This is a genomic window from Klebsiella pneumoniae subsp. pneumoniae HS11286, from assembly GCF_000240185.1.
GTDB classification, from domain to species: domain Bacteria; phylum Pseudomonadota; class Gammaproteobacteria; order Enterobacterales; family Enterobacteriaceae; genus Klebsiella; species Klebsiella pneumoniae.
The window spans coordinates 3,512,382-3,530,103 of sequence record NC_016845.1; the positions used below are offsets into that span (position 1 = coordinate 3,512,382).

General features: G+C 59.0%; 17 protein-coding genes. 6 read left to right on the plus strand and 11 right to left on the minus strand.

Annotated elements, in window-relative coordinates:
* The first annotated feature begins 64 nt into the window (after window positions 1–64).
* Window positions 65–193: a hypothetical protein gene (locus KPHS_35140; RefSeq protein ID YP_005227814.1), complete on the plus strand. Its 129-nt coding sequence runs from the start codon at window positions 65–67 to the stop codon at window positions 191–193.
* On the opposite strand, the gene KPHS_35150 is transcribed toward KPHS_35140, so the two are convergent.
* Window positions 190–2,100, minus strand: a complete 1,911-nt coding sequence (locus tag KPHS_35150) for an EAL domain-containing protein (protein YP_005227815.1) — start codon at window positions 2,098–2,100, stop codon at window positions 190–192. The genes KPHS_35140 and KPHS_35150 overlap by 4 nt on opposite strands.
* A 10-nt stretch (window positions 2,101–2,110) precedes the next feature.
* Window positions 2,111–2,572, minus strand: coding sequence for a molybdopterin-dependent oxidoreductase (locus tag KPHS_35160; RefSeq protein YP_005227816.1), 462 nt, complete (start codon window positions 2,570–2,572; stop codon window positions 2,111–2,113).
* Between the two features lie 343 nt (window positions 2,573–2,915).
* Here KPHS_35160 and KPHS_35170 point away from each other — a divergent pair, with 343 nt between their 5' ends.
* Both KPHS_35170 and KPHS_35180 read left to right on the plus strand, forming a co-directional pair.
* Window positions 2,916–4,235, plus strand: a complete 1,320-nt coding sequence (locus tag KPHS_35170) for a shikimate transporter (RefSeq protein ID YP_005227817.1) — start codon at window positions 2,916–2,918, stop codon at window positions 4,233–4,235.
* Window positions 4,236–4,281: 46 nt separating this feature from the next.
* Window positions 4,282–5,022 carry a hypothetical protein gene (locus tag KPHS_35180; protein ID YP_005227818.1) on the plus strand — a complete coding sequence of 247 codons (741 nt, stop codon included), beginning with the start codon at window positions 4,282–4,284 and terminating at the stop codon, window positions 5,020–5,022.
* Here the strand turns inward: KPHS_35180 and KPHS_35190 are convergent.
* A complete protein-coding gene (locus KPHS_35190) occupies window positions 4,982–5,938 on the minus strand; it encodes a putative LysR-family transcriptional regulator (protein ID YP_005227819.1) in 957 nt (318 codons plus the stop codon). The two genes, KPHS_35180 and KPHS_35190, sit on opposite strands and share 41 nt — an antisense overlap.
* 115 nt (window positions 5,939–6,053) lie before the next feature.
* Here KPHS_35190 and KPHS_35200 point away from each other — a divergent pair, with 115 nt between their 5' ends.
* On the plus strand, window positions 6,054–6,443 hold the full coding sequence (locus KPHS_35200) for a 4-oxalocrotonate tautomerase (RefSeq protein ID YP_005227820.1): 390 nt from the start codon (window positions 6,054–6,056) through the stop codon (window positions 6,441–6,443).
* Between the two features lie 21 nt (window positions 6,444–6,464).
* Here the strand turns inward: KPHS_35200 and KPHS_35210 are convergent, their stop codons facing one another.
* The gene (locus KPHS_35210) at window positions 6,465–7,196 is read right to left on the minus strand and encodes an HPP family protein (protein YP_005227821.1); all 732 of its coding nucleotides are present in this window, start codon (window positions 7,194–7,196) and stop codon (window positions 6,465–6,467) included.
* A 198-nt stretch (window positions 7,197–7,394) separates the two neighbouring features.
* Between KPHS_35210 and KPHS_35220 the strand changes: the two genes are divergently transcribed.
* On the plus strand, window positions 7,395–8,504 hold the full coding sequence (locus KPHS_35220; RefSeq protein ID YP_005227822.1) for a putative S-adenosylhomocysteine hydrolase: 1,110 nt from the start codon (window positions 7,395–7,397) through the stop codon (window positions 8,502–8,504).
* 42 nt (window positions 8,505–8,546) lie between these two features.
* Here KPHS_35220 and KPHS_35230 read toward each other — a convergent pair whose 3' ends face one another.
* From KPHS_35230 to KPHS_35290, 7 genes are all read right to left on the minus strand, one after another.
* Window positions 8,547–9,614, minus strand: a complete 1,068-nt coding sequence (locus KPHS_35230) for a nicotinate-nucleotide--dimethylbenzimidazole phosphoribosyltransferase (protein ID YP_005227823.1) — start codon at window positions 9,612–9,614, stop codon at window positions 8,547–8,549.
* A gap of 27 nt (window positions 9,615–9,641) precedes the next feature.
* A complete protein-coding gene (locus tag KPHS_35240; protein ID YP_005227824.1) occupies window positions 9,642–10,382 on the minus strand; it encodes an adenosylcobinamide-GDP ribazoletransferase in 741 nt (246 codons plus the stop codon).
* Window positions 10,383–10,727: 345 nt separating this feature from the next.
* The gene (locus tag KPHS_35250) at window positions 10,728–11,018 is read right to left on the minus strand and encodes a DUF496 family protein (protein ID YP_005227825.1); all 291 of its coding nucleotides are present in this window, start codon (window positions 11,016–11,018) and stop codon (window positions 10,728–10,730) included.
* Window positions 11,019–11,185: 167 nt separating this feature from the next.
* A complete protein-coding gene (locus KPHS_35260) occupies window positions 11,186–12,244 on the minus strand; it encodes an inner membrane protein YeeA (protein ID YP_005227826.1) in 1,059 nt (352 codons plus the stop codon).
* A 98-nt stretch (window positions 12,245–12,342) separates the two neighbouring features.
* Complete coding sequence (locus KPHS_35270; protein YP_005227827.1) at window positions 12,343–12,816, minus strand: DNA gyrase inhibitor; 474 nt, start codon at window positions 12,814–12,816, stop codon at window positions 12,343–12,345.
* 81 nt (window positions 12,817–12,897) lie between these two features.
* On the minus strand, window positions 12,898–14,385 hold the full coding sequence (locus KPHS_35280) for a putative reverse transcriptase/maturase (RefSeq protein ID YP_005227828.1): 1,488 nt from the start codon (window positions 14,383–14,385) through the stop codon (window positions 12,898–12,900).
* A gap of 517 nt (window positions 14,386–14,902) precedes the next feature.
* The gene (locus KPHS_35290; RefSeq protein YP_005227829.1) at window positions 14,903–15,952 is read right to left on the minus strand and encodes a D-alanyl-D-alanine carboxypeptidase; all 1,050 of its coding nucleotides are present in this window, start codon (window positions 15,950–15,952) and stop codon (window positions 14,903–14,905) included.
* A gap of 294 nt (window positions 15,953–16,246) precedes the next feature.
* On the opposite strand from KPHS_35290, the gene KPHS_35300 reads away from it, so the two are divergent.
* Window positions 16,247–17,671: an exodeoxyribonuclease I gene (locus KPHS_35300; RefSeq protein YP_005227830.1), complete on the plus strand. Its 1,425-nt coding sequence runs from the start codon at window positions 16,247–16,249 to the stop codon at window positions 17,669–17,671.
* The last annotated feature ends 51 nt before the right edge of the window (window positions 17,672–17,722 follow it).

A 17,722-nucleotide genomic window follows, 5' to 3' on the forward strand; every position in this document is an offset into this window, starting at 1 on the left:
CGTTCAGAAATAGCCTATATGATGCATATCATATACCCCTTTTAAACGTTAAGGATATTTTTTGTTGTGGAATTTTACGCCTACTCCTTTTTATACCTCGCAGGGATTAGCGCTAAGAGAAAATAAAAAAGGCGATTTCAGGATCCTGAAATCGCCCGGGAGAATAAAAGTAGACACGTTAAAAATTTGTTAGCGCAGCGGACTCGGTTTGCCGATTAAATATCCCTGAACCAGGTCACATCCCAGCGCCTGCAGCGAAGCCAACTGCTCTTCGGTCTCTACACCTTCCGCCACAATGCGCATATGCAGGCTCTTTCCCATGCTGATAATCAGGCGGACGATATCCAGATCGTCTTTTTGCTCCGGAATATTGATGACAAACGAGCGGTCGATTTTAATTTTATCGAACGGGAAGTAGCTTAAACGGGACAGGGAAGAATAGCCGGTACCAAAGTCATCGATGGAGATCTGAATGCCCTGCTCGCGCAGCTGGCTGAGAATTTCCAGCGAACGGGTGTTCTCATTGAATACGTCCGACTCGGTGATCTCCAGATCAAGACGTCGCGGATCGAGGCCGGTCTGATGCAGCACCTCGATAATGGTGTCGGTCAGCGATGTATTCATCAACTGAATTGGTGAAACGTTGACCGAGACCTTCAGCGGCGTCGCCCAGCTGGCCGCTTCGGCACAGGCGGTTTTCAGCACCCATTCGCCAAGGGCATTAATAAGACCGATTTTCTCTGCCACCGGAATAAACACCGTCGGCGGCACGGCGCCGCGCACCGGATGGAACCAGCGAACCAGCGCTTCATAGCCGTAGATTTCGCGCGTGACGGTATCGGCGATCGGCTGATAGTAGACTTTGAATTCGTCATGGGCCAGGGCCTGCAGCAGATCGTCTTCAAACGATTTGTTCTCCTGCAGGCGCTGCAGCATCCCCGGCCGGAAGATTTGCACATGGCCGCTACCCTCTTTTTTCGCCTCATACAGCGCGAGGTCGGCGCACTTGTACAGATAATCGGTACGACTTTCACCGTCCGAGATCACGATCCCAATGCAGGCGTCGATATTAATCTGCGCATCGTAGATCTGATAGGGCTGGCTGATCTTCTCCCGGATAACATTGGCCCGCTCAAGGGCCATCTCCTCAGTGAGATCGTAGGAGAGCATCGCAAACTCATCACCGCCAAGGCGATACAGCGTCTCGGAGGTTTTGCGGAAAAAAGAGAGGCGACTGGCCAGATCCTGCAGCAGCTTATCGCCAGCATCATGGCCAAGGGTATCGTTCACATCCTTAAAGCTGTCGAGGTCGAAAAGCATCACCACGGCGCATCCCTTATAGGGACGCACCTGGTTGACGATCTCCTGCAGCCGCTGCCAGAAAGAGAGACGGTTGGGCATACCGGTCAGCGAATCATGGTAGGCGTCGTACTGCAGCCGGCGGTTCTGCACCTGCAGCTTCTCTTTCGAGGCCTGCAGATCGTTGGCCAGCGTTTTCATACGAACATGGGCGCGACGCAGATTATTATTCTGTCGGAGCATCAGCAGACCGAGAGTTATACACATGGCGATCAGCAGAATGGAGATCACCGAGTAGATATAATAGAGATGCTGGATTTTATCATGGGTGATATTAACGATATTGATATCTTGCGTCAGGGTGGCGGCGGCCATTGAGGTCAGCGGACCATCAAGCTCGCTTAACACCGGCAGGATCTGTCTGACCTGCTCCGGCGTCATGGTATCAACTTGTTTATCGAGCAGATGAAGATTACGAATCAGCGTCGCAACCACCGTCTTCCGCTGCTCGCTTTTATTGATAAATTTACCCAGATCGCCCTCCTGCAGAAGCTCGATCTGGCTCATCATGATCTCAAGACGCAGGCGCACCTCATCGTGGTCCGCCCCTTCGGCCCCAATCGCCATTCCCGCCAGACGAGACTCCAGCCGCATATATTCCGATACCATCTGCGACATTGACCACGAGTCCGTATAGCGGGTAAATTTTTGCAACTCACTTTGTCGCTCATGCACCAGATAAGTAATATATCCGGTGACAACAAATAACGACAAAATAATAGCCGTGAGTATTCGATTCAAGATCCAACCCTTATTCTATAATCATCTTTGAAACTTGCCAGGCCGATCGGGAATAATAGATCTGGTTCTGTAATTCAGCACTGCTGTCGTAAGGGTAGACAATAAATAACGGGCCTTTATCACGAATGCGCATATATTGACCGTTCATTTTTAACGCCATAATGACCGGGAATTTATAAAAATCATCAATCGGGATAATGGTGGTGTAGTCGTTCAGCGCCAGCACGCGGGCCGATGTGCCTTTCGCGCCGACTAAATCCATGAGTTTACTAAGGGGAATACCGTCAAAACGAACCTTGCCGGTGTACCAGGGGGTGGTGGTTTCTATCGTCTTCATCCCCAGTTTTTCCAGCATTGCGAGATCAAAAACGGCCTTGTCGCCGACATTCATATTTCCGATTTTTCCGGAAATGGTCAGTACAGGTTTTCCTGTCGGCGCAGGCAGTTTTTCAGCATAAGCAGAAGGCAACATGACAGAACAAAATAAAACTGCAAGAAGTAGACGCATTTTACTCACCATTCCAGAGAGGGAGACACGTTAAGTGTAAACCATTTACGTCGATTCTTAAAAGGTGTCCATCTTTGTTATCTGTTGATTTAATTAAAAGTATAAGCTCGATGGCAAATTGCCAGAATGTTAAGTCCAGGGTGTGATTTCGACCGCCTTTCCCATCGATTCTTTTTTGCGCCAACTCCCCCGCTTAGCAGGCAAACTACTTTCCTCCACGGCCGCTGCGCGGTAGTCTCAGAGCAGACGCAACGGTAAAAGCGTCTCATTCCAATAACAATGAAGTACGTGACTGACAGGACAGGGTATGGATTCAACAATAAGCGTGCAGCCCGGCGAGGCGCCAGATTCACTACATCGGGCCCGGCGGGCGGCCTGGGGTAGTTTTGCCGGCGCGGTGGTCGACTGGTACGATTTTCTTCTCTATGGCATTACCGCCGCGCTGGTGTTCAACCGCGAATTTTTCCCGCAAATCGGCCCGGCGATGGGAACGCTTGCCGCCTTTGCCACCTTCGGCGTTGGGTTTCTTTTTCGCCCGCTCGGCGGAATTATTTTTGGCCACTTCGGCGATCGCCTCGGGCGGAAACGGATGCTGATGATGACCGTCTGGATGATGGGTATCGCCACTGCCTGCATCGGCCTGCTCCCCTCGTTCAACCAGATCGGCTGGTGGGCGCCGGTGCTGCTGGTGTTCCTGCGTGCGGTTCAGGGATTCGCCGTCGGCGGCGAATGGGGCGGCGCGGCGCTGCTCTCGGTGGAGAATGCCCCACAGGGGAAAAAAGCCTTTTACAGCAGCGGGGTGCAGGTGGGCTACGGCGTCGGCCTCCTGCTCTCTACCGGGCTGGTATCGCTGATTAGCAGCCTGACCAGCGACCAGCAGTTCCTCAGCTGGGGCTGGCGCGTACCGTTCCTGTTCAGCGTGGTGCTGGTCCTTATTGCGCTGTGGATCCGTAACGGCATGGCGGAATCGCAGGAGTTTGAAGCGCAGCAGAGCCAGGACAACGCGCCGCAGATGAAAAAGCGGCTGCCGGTAGTGGAAGCGCTGCTTCGCCATCCGGGAGCGTTTTTACTGATTATCGCCCTGCGCCTGTGTGAACTGCTGACGATGTATATCGTCACCGCCTTCGCCCTCAACTACTCCACGCAAAACCTCGGCCTGCCGCGCGAGCTGTTTCTCAACATTGGCCTGCTGGTGGGCGGTCTTAGCTGCCTGACTATCCCCTGCTTCGCCTGGCTGGCAGACCGCTTTGGCCGTCGGCGGATCTATATCACCGGGGCGCTGATCGGCACTTTGAGCGGTTTCCCGTTTTTTATGGCGCTGGAGAGTCAGTCCGTTTTCTGGATCCTGTTCTTCGCCCTGATGCTGGCCAATATCGCCCATGATATGGTGGTCTGCGTCCAGCAGCCGATGTTTACCGAGCTGTTCGGCGCCAGCTATCGCTATAGCGGCGCCGGCGTCGGCTACCAGGTGGCGAGCGTGGTCGGCGGCGGCTTTACCCCGTTTATTGCCGCGGCGCTGGTCACCTTCTCCGGCGGATCGTGGCACAGCGTGGCCCTCTATCTGACCGCAGGATGCCTGCTGTCAGCGCTCACCGCGCTGCTGATGAAAAAGCACCCCGTCGACTGACCCACCAGCGGAGGGCGTAACCCGCGCCCTCCGGTAAGGAGAATGCATGTCTCAGTTAACTCTGGCCGACTGCTGGCCTCGCCGTTTTTCCCCCTCCTCGCTGGCGCTGCAGTTTTGCGAGGATCCCACCCAGGCCGAACAGCCGCTGTTTGCCAAAGCCAGCGCCGGCGAGGCCGTCGCCCAGCTCTGGCAGGCGCCGCAGGGATTGGTGGTGCCGGGGAGCTATCGTCAGTTTACGGATCTGCCGGCGATCAGCGCGCATTTTGCCGCGCGCGGCTGGCCGGTATGGCTTCGCCGCTCCGGCGGCGGTCTGGTGCCCCAGGGGCCGGGCATTATCAACCTTAGCCTCGCCTGGCCGGTGCAGCAGCCGCTCGGCGAAGCCGCCGAACCGATCTATCATTCGCTGTGCGCTGTGCTGCAGCGCACCCTCGCGCGCTTCGGCGTTGCCAGCCACCCCCGGGCGGTGAGCGGTTCCTTTTGCGATGGCCGGTATAATCTTGCCTGTGGAGAAGGCGCGGAGGCGCGCAAGATTGTCGGTACCGCCCAGTACTGGCGGCCGCTGGCGGCGGGCGGCGGCCACGTGGTGCTGGCCCATGCGGTGATCCTTATTGACGCCGATCTGAGCGCGGCGCATCAGGCGGCGAACGCCTTCGAAGCGCAGCTCGGCAGCGAGCGGGTCTATTGCGCTGACAAGACCGTTACTCTCGCGCAGCTGCTTCCCGGCGAGCGCCATCTGCTGCCCCGCTTTAGCGAGACGCTGGCGCAGGAGCTGGACGCGGCTCGCTGAAGGTCGCTTTCAGGTAGCGGCTGAAGGTTTCCACCGCGCGCGACACGCGCGGGGTATAGGGCCGGATGACGTACAGCCGATCGGCAAACACCTCCACCGGCTGCCACGCCGGCAGCAGCTCCTGCACCAGCCCGCGGCCAATGGCCTCCCGGGCGCTGAAATCCGGCAACAGCGCCACCCCAAGCCCCGCCAGCACCGCATCACGTAGCGACTCGCTGTTATTGGTGGCGAATGGCCCCTGCACGTTGATGGTCACCCGAGCATCGGGCGACTGACGGGAGGCGAACGTCCACTGCGGGCGCTGTGGCCCACGGGGATAGGTCAGGCACTGGTGGTGGCGCAGATCTTCGGGGGTCTCCGGGCGGCCATGGCGGCGAATATAGTCTGCGGACGCGACGGTAAGCGTCGCGGTGTGACACAGCGGCCAGGCGACGTGGGTATCGGGGAGCGCCTCGCGCCGACAGTGGCGGATGGCGAGATCGAACCCTTCGCTGGCCAGAGAGACCAGCCGGTCGGTGACCTCAAGCTGCAGATGCAGCTGGGGATGCTGATGCAAAAAAGGCGCGATTGCCGGGACCAGCTGCTGGCGGGAAAAGGCCACCGGCGCGGTCAGGCGCAGCGTTCCCCGCAGCGGCCCGCCCTCATCGCAGGCGCCGGTGAAAATATCCCGCAGCTGACCAAACGGCTCGTTGAGCTCCGCCACCAGCCGCAGTCCGTCGTCGCTGAGGCTCACGCTGCGGGTGGTGCGATGGACGAGGGTTTTACCGGTCACCCGCTCCAGCTCGCTGATTTTCTGGCTGATAGCCGACTTGCTGATCCCCAGCTTTTCCGCGGCCCGGGTATAGCTTTTTTGTTCTTCCAGCACCGTCAGCCAGTACAGATGGGGCCAGTAACTCTCCGGACGACTCTCGCTCATGTGATTGTTCACCAGTAAAAACAATGTATTCAACTATAGCGGTTTTTGCCGGCGGCGGCATCGGCTAGCATCTTGTTGAGCCCATCATTATTCCCTAACGATAAGGAGCACCTGCATGCCATTACTGACATTTGACCTGATTGAAGGCCGTACGGAACAGGAGGTCAAAACCCTGCTGGATGCCGCCCATCGCGCCGTGCTGCGCGCCTTCGAGGTACCAGAACGCGACCGTTACCAGATTGTTCATGAAAACAAAGCCCACCATATGGTGATTGAAGATACCGGCCTCGGATTGACCCGCACGCGGGATCTGGTGGTGGTGCGGGTCTATACCAGCCCGCGCAGCGAGGCGCAGAAGCAGCGCTTCTTCGCCATTTTGCAGGAGGAGCTGGCGGAACACTGCGGCCTGAGCGGCGATGATCTGATGGTGTCGATTATCAGTAACCAGAAAGGCGACTGGAGCTTTGGCCGCGGGGTCGCGCAGTATCTTACCGGCGATCTGTAACCCGCAGCCCGCAGTACGCCCTTAGCGGCGGGCTGCCGTCGCGATACGCTGCCGCGCCTGCTGCTCGATATTCTCCAGCAACTCCTGGACATCGTCTTCATCAATGTCGAGGAACTGGCCTTCCAGCAGCGCGGCGTGAATATCTTCCCGGGTGACCGAAATACCCAGCGGCACCGCCCTGGATTTGACCTCCTCCGCCGCCAGCGGATGCGGATAACGGCGGCCAACCAGGTTATTAAACACAATAGCCAGCAGCGCCAGCATCAGCGAGTTGAGGAGCACCGGGGTCAGCACAAAGTGATAGCCTTCGCTGTGCACCCCGGCGCCGCCGAGGATCGCCGTCAGGGCCACCGCGCCGCCGGGGGGATGCAGACAGCGCAGAAAATACATCCCGGCGATGGCCAGAGCCGCCGCCAGACCGCAGGCCAGCGCCGCATCGGGGACCAGCATACCCACCGTGACGCCGATCAGCGCCGACAGCACGTTGCCGCCGACAATCGACCACGGCTGCGCCAGCGGGCTGCTCGGTACGCCAAACAGGAGTACCGCCGAGGCCCCCATCGGGGCAATAAACCACAGATTGACTTCGCCGAGCAGCCAGTGGCTGAACATGCTGGTCACCGCCAGTCCGGTGCCGGCGCCAATGGATCCCAGCACGATATGCCGGCGGGCCACCGGCAGCGCGTGCGGCTTCAGGCGGCCAAGGAAAATCCGCAGCCGTGAAAATATCCCCGCAGGAATAACACTCAACATCGCTTCATCGCTCAAATCATAGGAATTACTTATATTTTATTTTCTTTTTTTAACCTTAAATTAACAACCCTGTCTTTCGCAGGGGATAACGCGGGCGGTGATGTCCGACGGCATTGTGCTGTGAATTCTCGCGGGGGCTGATAGAATCCCTTTTCGGTCAGGGGGATACCCCTTTTGCGAATTGAAGGTCATAACCCAGTGAATAATAAAATCTCTTTAGCGAAAGAAGTGGCATGGGCCAGCCAGAATATGCCGCGTACCCTGCGTCAGGTCGCCGCGCTGCCCGACCTCAGCGGCGTGCGTCTGGCCTGCTGTATGCACCTCGACATGAAAATGATCCCGCTGGTGCAGGGGATCCTCGACAAGGGCGCTCAGGTCTTTTTAACCACCTGTAACCCCACCACCGTGCAGGACGACGTGGTGGCCTGGCTGGTGGAGCGCGGCGCCGAGGCCTGCGCGTGGCGCAATATGAGCGATGCCGACTGGCAACAGTCATGGGAAAAAGCGATTGCCTGGCAGCCCACTCACCTGTGCGAGATGGGCGCCGATATCACCACCCTGCTCCACCAGCGCGGCGAGTTTGGGAACATCGTGGCGGGTCTGGAAGCCACCGGCTCGGGCGTCAATCGGCTGGGGGATATTCAGCCAGGCTATCCGATCTTTAACTGGGACGATCTGCCGGTCAAAGAGGGGCTGCACAACCGCCATATGGTCGGTCTCACCGCCTGGCACACCTTCTTCCAGACCACTCACCTCACCCTGCATGAGAAAAAAGTGCTGGTGATCGGCTACGGCCTGGTCGGCCAGGGCGTCGCGGCGGCGGCAAAAGCTTTTGGCGGTCAGGTGATGGTGGCGGAGATCGATCCTGCCCGCCGTCTGCAGGCGGCCTACGACGGCTGGCACGTGGTGGACCTCCAGGAGGCTATCGCCTCGGCGGACGTGGTGGCCACAGCGACAGGCGGTAAAAACGTGGTTAATCGCCAGGCGCTGGACCGCGCGAAAGCGGGAGTATTTATCCTTAACGTCGGCCACGTGGCGGAAGAGATCGACGGCGAGTACCTGCGCCAGTACCCCCAGGAAGAGGTGATGCCGTATATCAACGCCTACCGCATGGCCGACAAAACCGTCTATCTGCTGGCCAATGGTTCAATGCTCAATCTGACCGCTGGCTTCGGCGACAGCCTGAACGCCTTTGACGTCACCCTCGCGGTGATGGCCAGCGGCATCCGCCATATTGTCACCGACGGCATGCGCACCCCGGCGAAGGTTTATCTCCTGCCCCAGGCGGTCTGGCAGCAGGCCCTGTAAACCCGGCGCATCGCCCCCATCGCGGGACGATGCGCTTTACCATCAGGATGACGGCGCGCTATCGGGCAACACAATATTGCTCTGCGCCAGCGTTCCCATCTGGTTGTACATCACGCTGGCGGCATCCAACAGGTGCATCGCCAGCGCGGCGCCGCTGCCCTCTCCCAGGCGCATGTCCATATCGAGATACGGCCGCAGACCCAGCGCGTCGAGGGCGATCTGCGCTCCTTTCTCCGCCGACAGGTGTGAAGGAATAAGATAAGGGTGCGCCGACGGGGCCATGCGGCAGGCGGCCAGGGCAGAGGCATAGGAGAGGAAGCCATCCAGCACCACCGGCAGGCCACAGGAGGCCGCCCCGAGGATCACCCCGGTCATGCCCACCAGATCGTAACCCCCCACCTTCGCCAGGACATCCAGCCCGTCCGCCGGGTTCGGCTGATTATGGGCTATCGACTGGCGCACCACCGCCACCTTATGGCCCCGCTGCGCCAGCGGCAGATTGGCCCCACAGCCCACCACCGCGTCAGGGTCGCTGCCCGTCAGGACACTGATCGTCGCTGCGGCCGGGGTGGTATTGGCCATTCCCAATTCGCCGACGCCGAAGGCTTTCACCCCGTCGGCAGCGAGCTGGCGGGTGAGCTGCATGCTGGCCAGCAGCACCGTCTCCGCCTGCTGGCGGCTCATCGCCGCCGTCCGGGCGATATTCCCGCTACCGCGGGCCACTTTGAGGTTAATCAGGCCCGGCAGCGGGTCGGCATCGATGCCGACATCCACTACCTGCACCCTGGCCCCGGCCTGCGCCGCCAGCACGCAGACGCCGGTGTTGCCCCGCACCATATTGCCGGCATGAATGGCCGTCACCCCCTGCGGCGAAGGGGTCACGCCTTCATGCCAGACGCCATGGTCGGCGCACATGACCACAATCGCTTTCTCCGCCAGCGCCAGCTGCCCCTGCAAGCCAGGCAGACCGGCCAGCTGCACCGCCAGCGTCTCCAGACGGCCAAGGCTGCCGGGCGGCTTTAACAAGCCATCAATATGCTGCTGAGCGCGCGCCATGGCCGCCACATCGGGCTGCGGAATGGCAGCCAGTAACGCCGAAAGTGTTTCCATTCTGTTCCTCACCGTTGGTGTCAGGCCTTACAGCAGCGCCAGTAAAAAGAGTAATTCGCCCAGCTCAATCGCCGCCCCGAGGGTATCCCCGGTCTGCCCGCCGAGGGTTCGCTTCAGCGCCCATCCCAGACCCCAAATCAGCACCAGGGTGATCAGCGCGGCGCGCAGCCCCTGCAGCCCCATCAGGGCGGTGGCCAGCGCGATCGCCATCGCCATCGTCACCAGCGTCTGCTGCAGGCTAATTTTGCCAATAAACAGATTGCCCAGCCCCTTTTCCCGCGCATAGCGATGACGATACATCAGCAGCACCGCCATCCCGCGACCGACGGCGCAGGCCGCCGCCAGGGCTGCGATGGGGTGGATATCACGCAGCAGCAGCTCGCCAACCACCAGCACTTTCGCCACCAGCACGAAGATCAGCGCCAGCCCGCCGTGGGTGCCCAGCCGGCTGTCGCGCATGATCTCCAGCATCCGATCGCGGGTGCGGGCGGAGAAAATGCCGTCGCAGGTATCAGCCAGCCCGTCAAGGTGGAATCCGCCGGTGAGCAGCGCCAGCGCCAGCACGCCGAACAGCGCCGCCAGCGGGACGCCGCACCACGGCTGCAGGAGGAGCGCCACCGCGCCGGCGATGGCGCCAAGCAGTAAACCGACCAGCGGAAAGGTGACGATACTGCGCTGGTACTGTTCGATCTCCAGGCCCTGAGATAACCGCGCCGGGACCGGCAGGCGGCTGATAAACGAGAGTGCAGCAAAGAATGACTTAATCACGTGAGGTTGACTCCTGTCGGCGAAAGCAGCGGAAGAGTTCTGTCGCGCCCGGTCAGCACCTGAGTTTGTCTTCTGGCGAATCGATCGTCGGAGAGGTGAGAGGTGTTGAGATATCGCCCTGACGCCGCTGCGTCAGATGCCCGGCCAGGATGAGAGAAACCTTTCCGATATCAATACGTTTTTCGCGGGCCAGTATAGCAAAGTGTCGGTGAGGAGAGGCAGTTGCCGGAACAAAGTTTTCGCAGAAAAAGCAGGGAAGAGAGGGAAACGCGGAACAGCCCGGCGACGCTGACCGCCGCCGGACCGGCAGGGTTTAGCCTTCGACTTTGGCTTCGCCCATCACTTTCAGTTTTTCGAGATGTCGCGGCGCTCTTTGGACAGCTCGGCATTTTTGATGATGTAATCATCAACGCGATCTTCGTAATCGCTCTTCATGCTGGCGATGATGCCCTGGATGGCTTCCACGCTCATGCCCGGTTTGATGTAGTCGCTGAGGTTGTCCAGCAGCAGAACGCGCTTCTGGTTATCACGGATCTTTTTCTCAACGTCCTGAATTTCACGCTGCAGTTTGTTCTTACGACGGTACAGACGAACAAACTCCAGTACGTCCTGGAAAGAAGGCTTAGTTGTTTCCATTTTTACACCCCTAATAATTGAGATTCGGATTCGTAAAGCGACTGCGTTATAGGGCTAACATAACTGCTAGCAGCCGCTGATGACAATGTTTTTTCCTTTGCGTTTATCATAACCCTAAACGCTGCTGAATCGAAACAACCCATGTGGTTACCCGGTGCATCTGATGTTTATTTGCGCAACGCGCGGCAGATCAGATGCGAGAGCAGCTCCAGCTGGCGCGCCAGTTCGATTGAGAGCCAAACATAGCCATGGACCGGGGTTTCCGCCAGGCCGTCATCACCCTGCTCTTTCAGCAGCTGGCGCAGTTCGAGGACGATCTCAGTCAGCTTTTCATTGTTGGCGCGCACAGGCTGAGGGTTCCCTTCGTACAGCGCGTGGGCGATGGACAACAGCGTCTGCTGGGTCATCTGCTGCGTCTCCCGCAGGGTGTGCGCATTGAGCATCACGAAGTGACCCGGACGCGTTGCCCACCAGGCGTTGATCTGCAGCTCCAGCATGCAGACGAGGTTGCGGCTGACGGTCTGGATAGCCTCGAAGATCGCCTTCTGGATGTGCGTCTCTTTGCTGGCGGGGGTGATCAGCCCGCGCATTTTAACCACGTCGTTCAGCGCCTGCTGGAGATGCTTTTCCAGCCGCGGTCGATCCACCAGATTTGGCGAGAAGCCGGCCTGGTAGAGGCGGTTAAAGTTGGTGACATAGCTGGCCATCTGGATGCGCCAGTGGATGAACGCCCGCTGCGGCCAGATGCCGGTAAACAGCATCGCCAGCAGCGAGCCGAAGATCACGTCGCCGCTTCGCCACAGCGCGGTATGCATATCGCCGGGCGGCGCCCCGACCACCACCGACAGAGTGATGCCGATCAGCAGCGCCTGATAGGGTTTCTTGCCCAGCGCCAGCCAGCCGCAGAGGAACATCGCCGCCGCGCACCAGAGGACCATCAGCGGCAGGGAGATTAGCTCAAGCTTCAGCGCCACCAGCCCCAGCGCCGAACCGAGGATCGTGCCGCCGATACGCTGAAACGCCCGCGGCACGACGTTACCCCAGAAGGAGATCGGCCCCATCACCACCACCAGAGTGATGAGAGGCCAGGTTCCCTCAGGCACGTTCAGCAGCCGCACCAGCAAAAAGGTGAGCACAAAGGCCAGCGCAATCCGCACACCATGCACCACCCGATAATGGCGATACAAGCGGATCTCAAATGGCTTGAGTGATTTATCAGCGCGCACAACCCTCTCCGGCAAAACGAAAAGGCCAATTGTAACTGCTTTTTCGCCCGGAGCATGCCGGGAATGTAAAAAACCTTGTCCGGAACAGGGGTAAGCCGCTACGACGCGACGCGCTCAACGGGAACATACATGTCGATATCCCAGTAGCCGTCGTGGTTGCCGTCGTTAAGATAGACCTCAAAGCAGGGCTGGGGGGCGATGCGATACGCCGTGCTCTGCTGCAGGCTGTCAAAAAACTGCATCCACGGGGTGGCGAAGTCGTAATCCACCACCCGCGCGCGGGCGCAGGCGTAATCCCCGCCGGCAATCGCCGCCAGGATCACCCCTTCGCTGTTGGCGGGAATGACATAATCCTCATCCACGGCGACCGCTGTCGCGCAGCGCAGTTTTTCCGCCGGCACTTCCTCCGGGTTATCGTAGTAGACGGCCACCCATTCGCGGGCGGGCACCTGGTGGTTCTCAACCCACATCATCAGTTGCTCAAACCCCTGCTTGACCGTGTGATCCCAGGGCCCGACCAGATGGAAACCGGCGATGGTTTTCTTGCCGAGGGTGGTGATGCTGTAGTTCATCTTGCCTCCTTTGGAGATAAATTGTCGCGGTAGGGATACCCGTTACCGGATACCCCCCGCACAGATCCCGGCGTGCGCGATTTACGCACCGGGCTCCTGCCTCGGGTGTCTGGCGGTGAACCGCTCCACAGGCCATGGATGAAGAACCCGAACCCTTGGTAGCCATGCGGCTGCCAGTTTGTTTGCTTTCGTCCAGGTCGTATCATCCTTCTGGCTCCTGCGCCTGAGCGCCCGGCGCCAGAGGTTTGTTACGTGTGTCCTGAACTTCTGCATGGTGGGGAAGTTGCCCGGTACCGAGTGATAGTTCAGGTATCCCTGAACCACTCTCCTGAGCCATTTTCCCTGTTCGGGGATTGAGTAATGCCAGCGCCTTCGCAGACCGTCTTTGATGGCTTTCAGAGTTGCCGTCATCCGATCCCGGCGGGTCTTTCGTATCAGCATGAACCTGCCGTTGCGATCTTTCCCGCTGATGTGCGTGAACCCGAGGAAGTTGAACGTTTCTGGTTTGCCTTTTCCCCTGATGGCACGGTTTTCGGCAGCGAAGCGGCCGAACTCCATCAGACGGGTTTTCTCCGGGTGAACCGTGAGTCCGAACTCCCTCAGTCTGCGCTGCATGGCTATACGGAAGCGCCGGGCATCGTATCGTTTGTCGAACCCGATGACGATGTCATCGGCGTATCTGACCATTACCACATTGCCTGTGGCATAGCGACGTCGCCACTGATGCGCCCACAGATCGAAGACGTAGTGGAGGTATATGTTTGCCAGCAGCGGTGAGATGACCGCACCCTGTGGGGTGCCTTCCTCCGTTGCTCGCCATTGACCCTCCTCCGACGTCCCGGCTGTGAGCCACTTACGTATGAGCCTGATTACCCTCCGGTCGCCGATCCGATGCTCTGTGAACCTGATCAGCCATTCGTGGCTCACCCTGTCGAAGAACTGACTGATGTCGGCATCCAGTACCCAGTTTACGTTAGTGCGTACCAGCCCTGTGGCCAGTGCGTCCAGTGCATCGTGCTGGCTTCGCCCGGGTCTGAACCCGTATGAGAACCCCATAAAGTCGTTTTCATAGACTGCGTTCAGGATTTTCACCAGCGCATACTGGACGATCTTGTCCTCCAGCGAGGCGATGCCGAGCGGGCGTTGTTTTCCATCCGCTTTTGGGATGTAGTGACGCCTGCCGGGCTGCGCCCTGTAGCTGCCCTGATGTAGCCTCCGGTGCAGATCTGTTATGTTGTTCTTCATGTTTCCGGCGTAGTCCATCCACCTGATGCCATCCACTCCGGCGGCCGCTTTCCTGCTCAGGGAGAGGAATGCGGCTTCCAGTGCTTCGACTGTCAGCAGGTGGAACAATGCTGTAAACCGTTCTTTCTTCCGCTGCTTCGCAGCTTCCCGCACGCGTGACAGCCTCTGTGACATGCTTTCCCGGCTCTGTGTCCGGCGCATGTGTGGCTGTTCCGCGTTCCCCTTGGCCCCGCTCCTTCGCTCCACTGACTCCGCTCCTTTCGGGTTGTTCGCCTGCTTCGCCGCTACTATGAGCGAGTCCGACTTCTCCTCTCCGTACATCACCGGCTATGACTCCTCGTCTTCCCGGTGCGGGCCATCTCCGACACTGGCAGATGGTCAGAGGGGAGATCTCCCGGTTCCCGCGTAGAGATCGTATTGACATGCCAGGGTCTCAGACCCCGCCGGGTCCATGTGGCACTCGCAGTATCGCACCCTATGATGTTGCCTTCCGTTAACAGTACAACGTCGGCACCCGGTAATTTAATATACATTTCGTGGCTCAATGGCTGGCCTGTCAACACCCCTGTCAACGCTTCGCCCCATACCTCGCGGTATGCAACGCATGACTCGGGGACCTTGTGGATTGCTGGTCCTTCAATGGTCGGGGACTTTCACCCCTTGATCTCTAACCGGTCTCCCGGCGCACACTGTATAAATATACAGTTAATTTAACAGGAGAGCCCCCCTCAGTATGTGCGCGAATTCACAGAGTCGCCACCACACTGCTGTAAAAACAGGCGCCCCGCCAGCACGAACGACAGACGAAAAAAAACCGCCTGCAAAGAGGCGGTTGGCGTGGTTACAGCTCGTGATGCAGGTAATCGCTCATTCGCGAGAACACTCCGCCTTTATTGATGCTTTCGAGGGTGACCAGCGGATAGTGCCCCACCACCTTGTCGCCGTCATACAGTGAAATCTCGCCAACCCGCTGATTGGCGGCGATCGGCGCCTCAAGATCCTTCTTATCCAGCACATATTTCGCTTTAATGCGCGACACTTCCGCCTTCGGCAGGGCTAACCAGAAATCCTGATCGGTGCCGAGCTTAATCTGCTCTTTATCGCCGTACCAGATACGCTCGGTGCCGACCTTCTGCCCCTTCTGCAGCACCTGCACGGTGTCGAAGTTCTGCTGCCCCCAGTGCAGCAGTTTAGCGGCCTGCTGCTCGCGGCCTTTCGGACTGTCCGCCCCCATCACCACGGCGATCAGCCGGCGCTGGCCATCCACCGCCGAGGCGATCAGGTTGAACCCGGCCCCCGAGGTGTGGCCGGTTTTCAGGCCATCGACGTTCATGGTTTTATCCCACAGCAGACCGTTACGGTTTTGCTGGGTGATCCCGTTCCACGTCAGGCTTTTCTGGCTGTACATGTGGTAGACGTCAGGTTCGCCATGAATAATCGCCCGCGAGAGCACCGCGAGGTCATAGGCCGAACTGTGCTGGCCCGGGGCGTCGAGGCCGTGGACGGTTTCGAAATGGGTGTCCCGCAGGTGCAGTTTTTCGACATACTGATTCATCAGGGCGACAAACTGCGGCTGGCCGCCGGCGACATAGTCGGCCAGCGCGACGCAGGCGTCGTTACCGGAGTCGACAATCAGCCCACGGCTGAGGTCGCGGACGCTGACGCGATCCCCTGGCTTTAAGAACATCAGCGATGACCCGTCGAACACCGGGTTGCCCTTCGCCCAGGCGTCTTTACCCACGGTGACGATATCGTCAAAGGTGATACGATGGCTGTCGATGGCGCGATCGACCACGTAGCCGGTCATCAGTTTGGTCAGACTGGCAGGATTACGCTGCTGATGTTCGTTACCCGCGGTCAGGACCTGACCGGTGGTGTAATCCATCAGCACCCAGGAGCCAGCCTGAATGGAAGGCGGCGCGACCGTAGCAGGTAAGTCGACGGCAAATGCGCAGGAAACGCTCGAAGCGAGCAAAGATACAGCAATAAACAAACGGCCTTTCAACGGCATATCCTCTAGATTTACAGATCCGCCGTCCTTTTTACGGAACTTCGCGTTTCATATCAGGGTTTAATTGCAAGAAAATATGACACAGCAGAGGAAGTTGCTTGCCGCGACCCTTCTGATGACCGGTCAAATCGTTTACCATACCGGTCGCACGCCACCACGGATAATGAACAGACTATGCAAGATAGCGTCAACCAGCCCGGATTTTTATTCCACGATTATGAAACCTTCGGCACCAGCCCTTCCCTCGACCGGCCGGCGCAGTTCGCCGCCATCCGCACCGACGCGGAGCTGAATGTGCTCGGCGAGCCCGAAGTGTTTTACTGCAAACCCGCTGACGATTACCTGCCGCAGCCGCAGGCGGTGATGATCACCGGGATCACGCCGCAGGAAGCGCTGGCCAAAGGGGATAATGAGGCCGCGTTTGCCCGCCGCATCCACGATCTGTTCACGGTGCCGCAAACCTGTATCGTCGGCTATAACAACGTGCGCTTTGATGACGAAGTGACGCGGAATATCTTCTATCGCAACTTCTATGACCCTTATGCCTGGAGCTGGCAGCACGATAACTCGCGCTGGGATCTGCTCGACGTGATGCGCGCCTGCTATGCCCTGCGTCCGGAAGGGATCGCCTGGCCGGAGAATGACGAAGGGTTGCCGAGCTTCCGGCTTGAACATCTGACCGTCGCCAACGGTATTGAACACCAGAACGCCCATGACGCGATGGCCGATGTGTACGCCACCATCGCCATGGCGAAGCTGGTGAAAACCCGGCAGCCGCGGCTGTTTGATTATCTCTACAGCCACCGCAATAAGCGCAAGCTGGCGACGCTCATCGACGTGCCGCAGATGAAACCCCTGGTGCATGTCTCCGGCATGTTTGGCGCAGCGCGCGGCAACACCAGCCTGGTGGCGCCCCTGGCCTGGCATCCGGAAAACCGCAATGCGGTGATTATGGTCGATCTGGCGGGCGATATGGCGCCGCTGCTGGAGCTCGATGCCGATGCCTTGCGCGAGCGGCTTTACACCCCGCGCGCCGAGCTTGGCGATCTGCCGGCGGCGCCGATCAAGCTGGTGCATCTCAATAAATGTCCGGTGCTGGCCCAGGCCAATACCCTGCGCCCGCAGGATGCCGACCGGCTGGGGATCTCCATTCAGCGCTGTCTGGAGAACGCCCAGCTGCTGCGGGCGAATCCGCAGGTGCGCGAGAAGGTAGTGGCGGTCTATGCCGAAGCCGAACCCTTCGTGCCGTCCGAAAACGTCGACGCCCAGCTTTACAATGGGTTCTTTAGCGATGCCGACCGCGCGGCGATGAAAATCGTGCTGGAAACCGAACCGCGCAATCTGCCGGCGCTGGATATCACCTTCGCCGACCAGCGTATCGAACGCCTGCTGTTTAACTACCGGGCGCGCAACTTCCCCGGCACGCTCGATGAACATGAGCAGCAGCGCTGGTTAGAGCACCGTCGTCAGGTGTTTACGCCGGCTTTTTTGCAGGCCTATGCCGATGAGCTGCAGATGCTGTATCAGCAGTATGCGGATGATAAAGAGAAGCTGGCGCAGCTGAAGGCGCTGTGGCAATACGCACAGGATATTGTCTGATTGGCTGAAATTCCCGGGTTGCGGCTAACGCCTTACCCGGGCTACAAACGA

Coding starts and splice junctions, on each gene's coding strand:
- KPHS_35230 (YP_005227823.1), bottom strand. CDS start 9,614: ATGGAAACACTTTCGGCGTTACTGGCTGCCATTCCGCAGCCCGATGTG.
- KPHS_35160 (YP_005227816.1), bottom strand. CDS start 2,572: ATGTTGCCTTCTGCTTATGCTGAAAAACTGCCTGCGCCGACAGGAAAA.
- KPHS_35270 (YP_005227827.1), bottom strand. CDS start 12,816: ATGAACTACAGCATCACCACCCTCGGCAAGAAAACCATCGCCGGTTTC.
- KPHS_35210 (YP_005227821.1), bottom strand. CDS start 7,196: ATGTTGAGTGTTATTCCTGCGGGGATATTTTCACGGCTGCGGATTTTC.
- KPHS_35190 (YP_005227819.1), bottom strand. CDS start 5,938: ATGAGCGAGAGTCGTCCGGAGAGTTACTGGCCCCATCTGTACTGGCTG.
- KPHS_35180 (YP_005227818.1), top strand. CDS start 4,282: ATGTCTCAGTTAACTCTGGCCGACTGCTGGCCTCGCCGTTTTTCCCCC.
- KPHS_35250 (YP_005227825.1), bottom strand. CDS start 11,018: ATGGAAACAACTAAGCCTTCTTTCCAGGACGTACTGGAGTTTGTTCGT.
- KPHS_35200 (YP_005227820.1), top strand. CDS start 6,054: ATGCCATTACTGACATTTGACCTGATTGAAGGCCGTACGGAACAGGAG.
- KPHS_35170 (YP_005227817.1), top strand. CDS start 2,916: ATGGATTCAACAATAAGCGTGCAGCCCGGCGAGGCGCCAGATTCACTA.
- KPHS_35300 (YP_005227830.1), top strand. CDS start 16,247: ATGCAAGATAGCGTCAACCAGCCCGGATTTTTATTCCACGATTATGAA.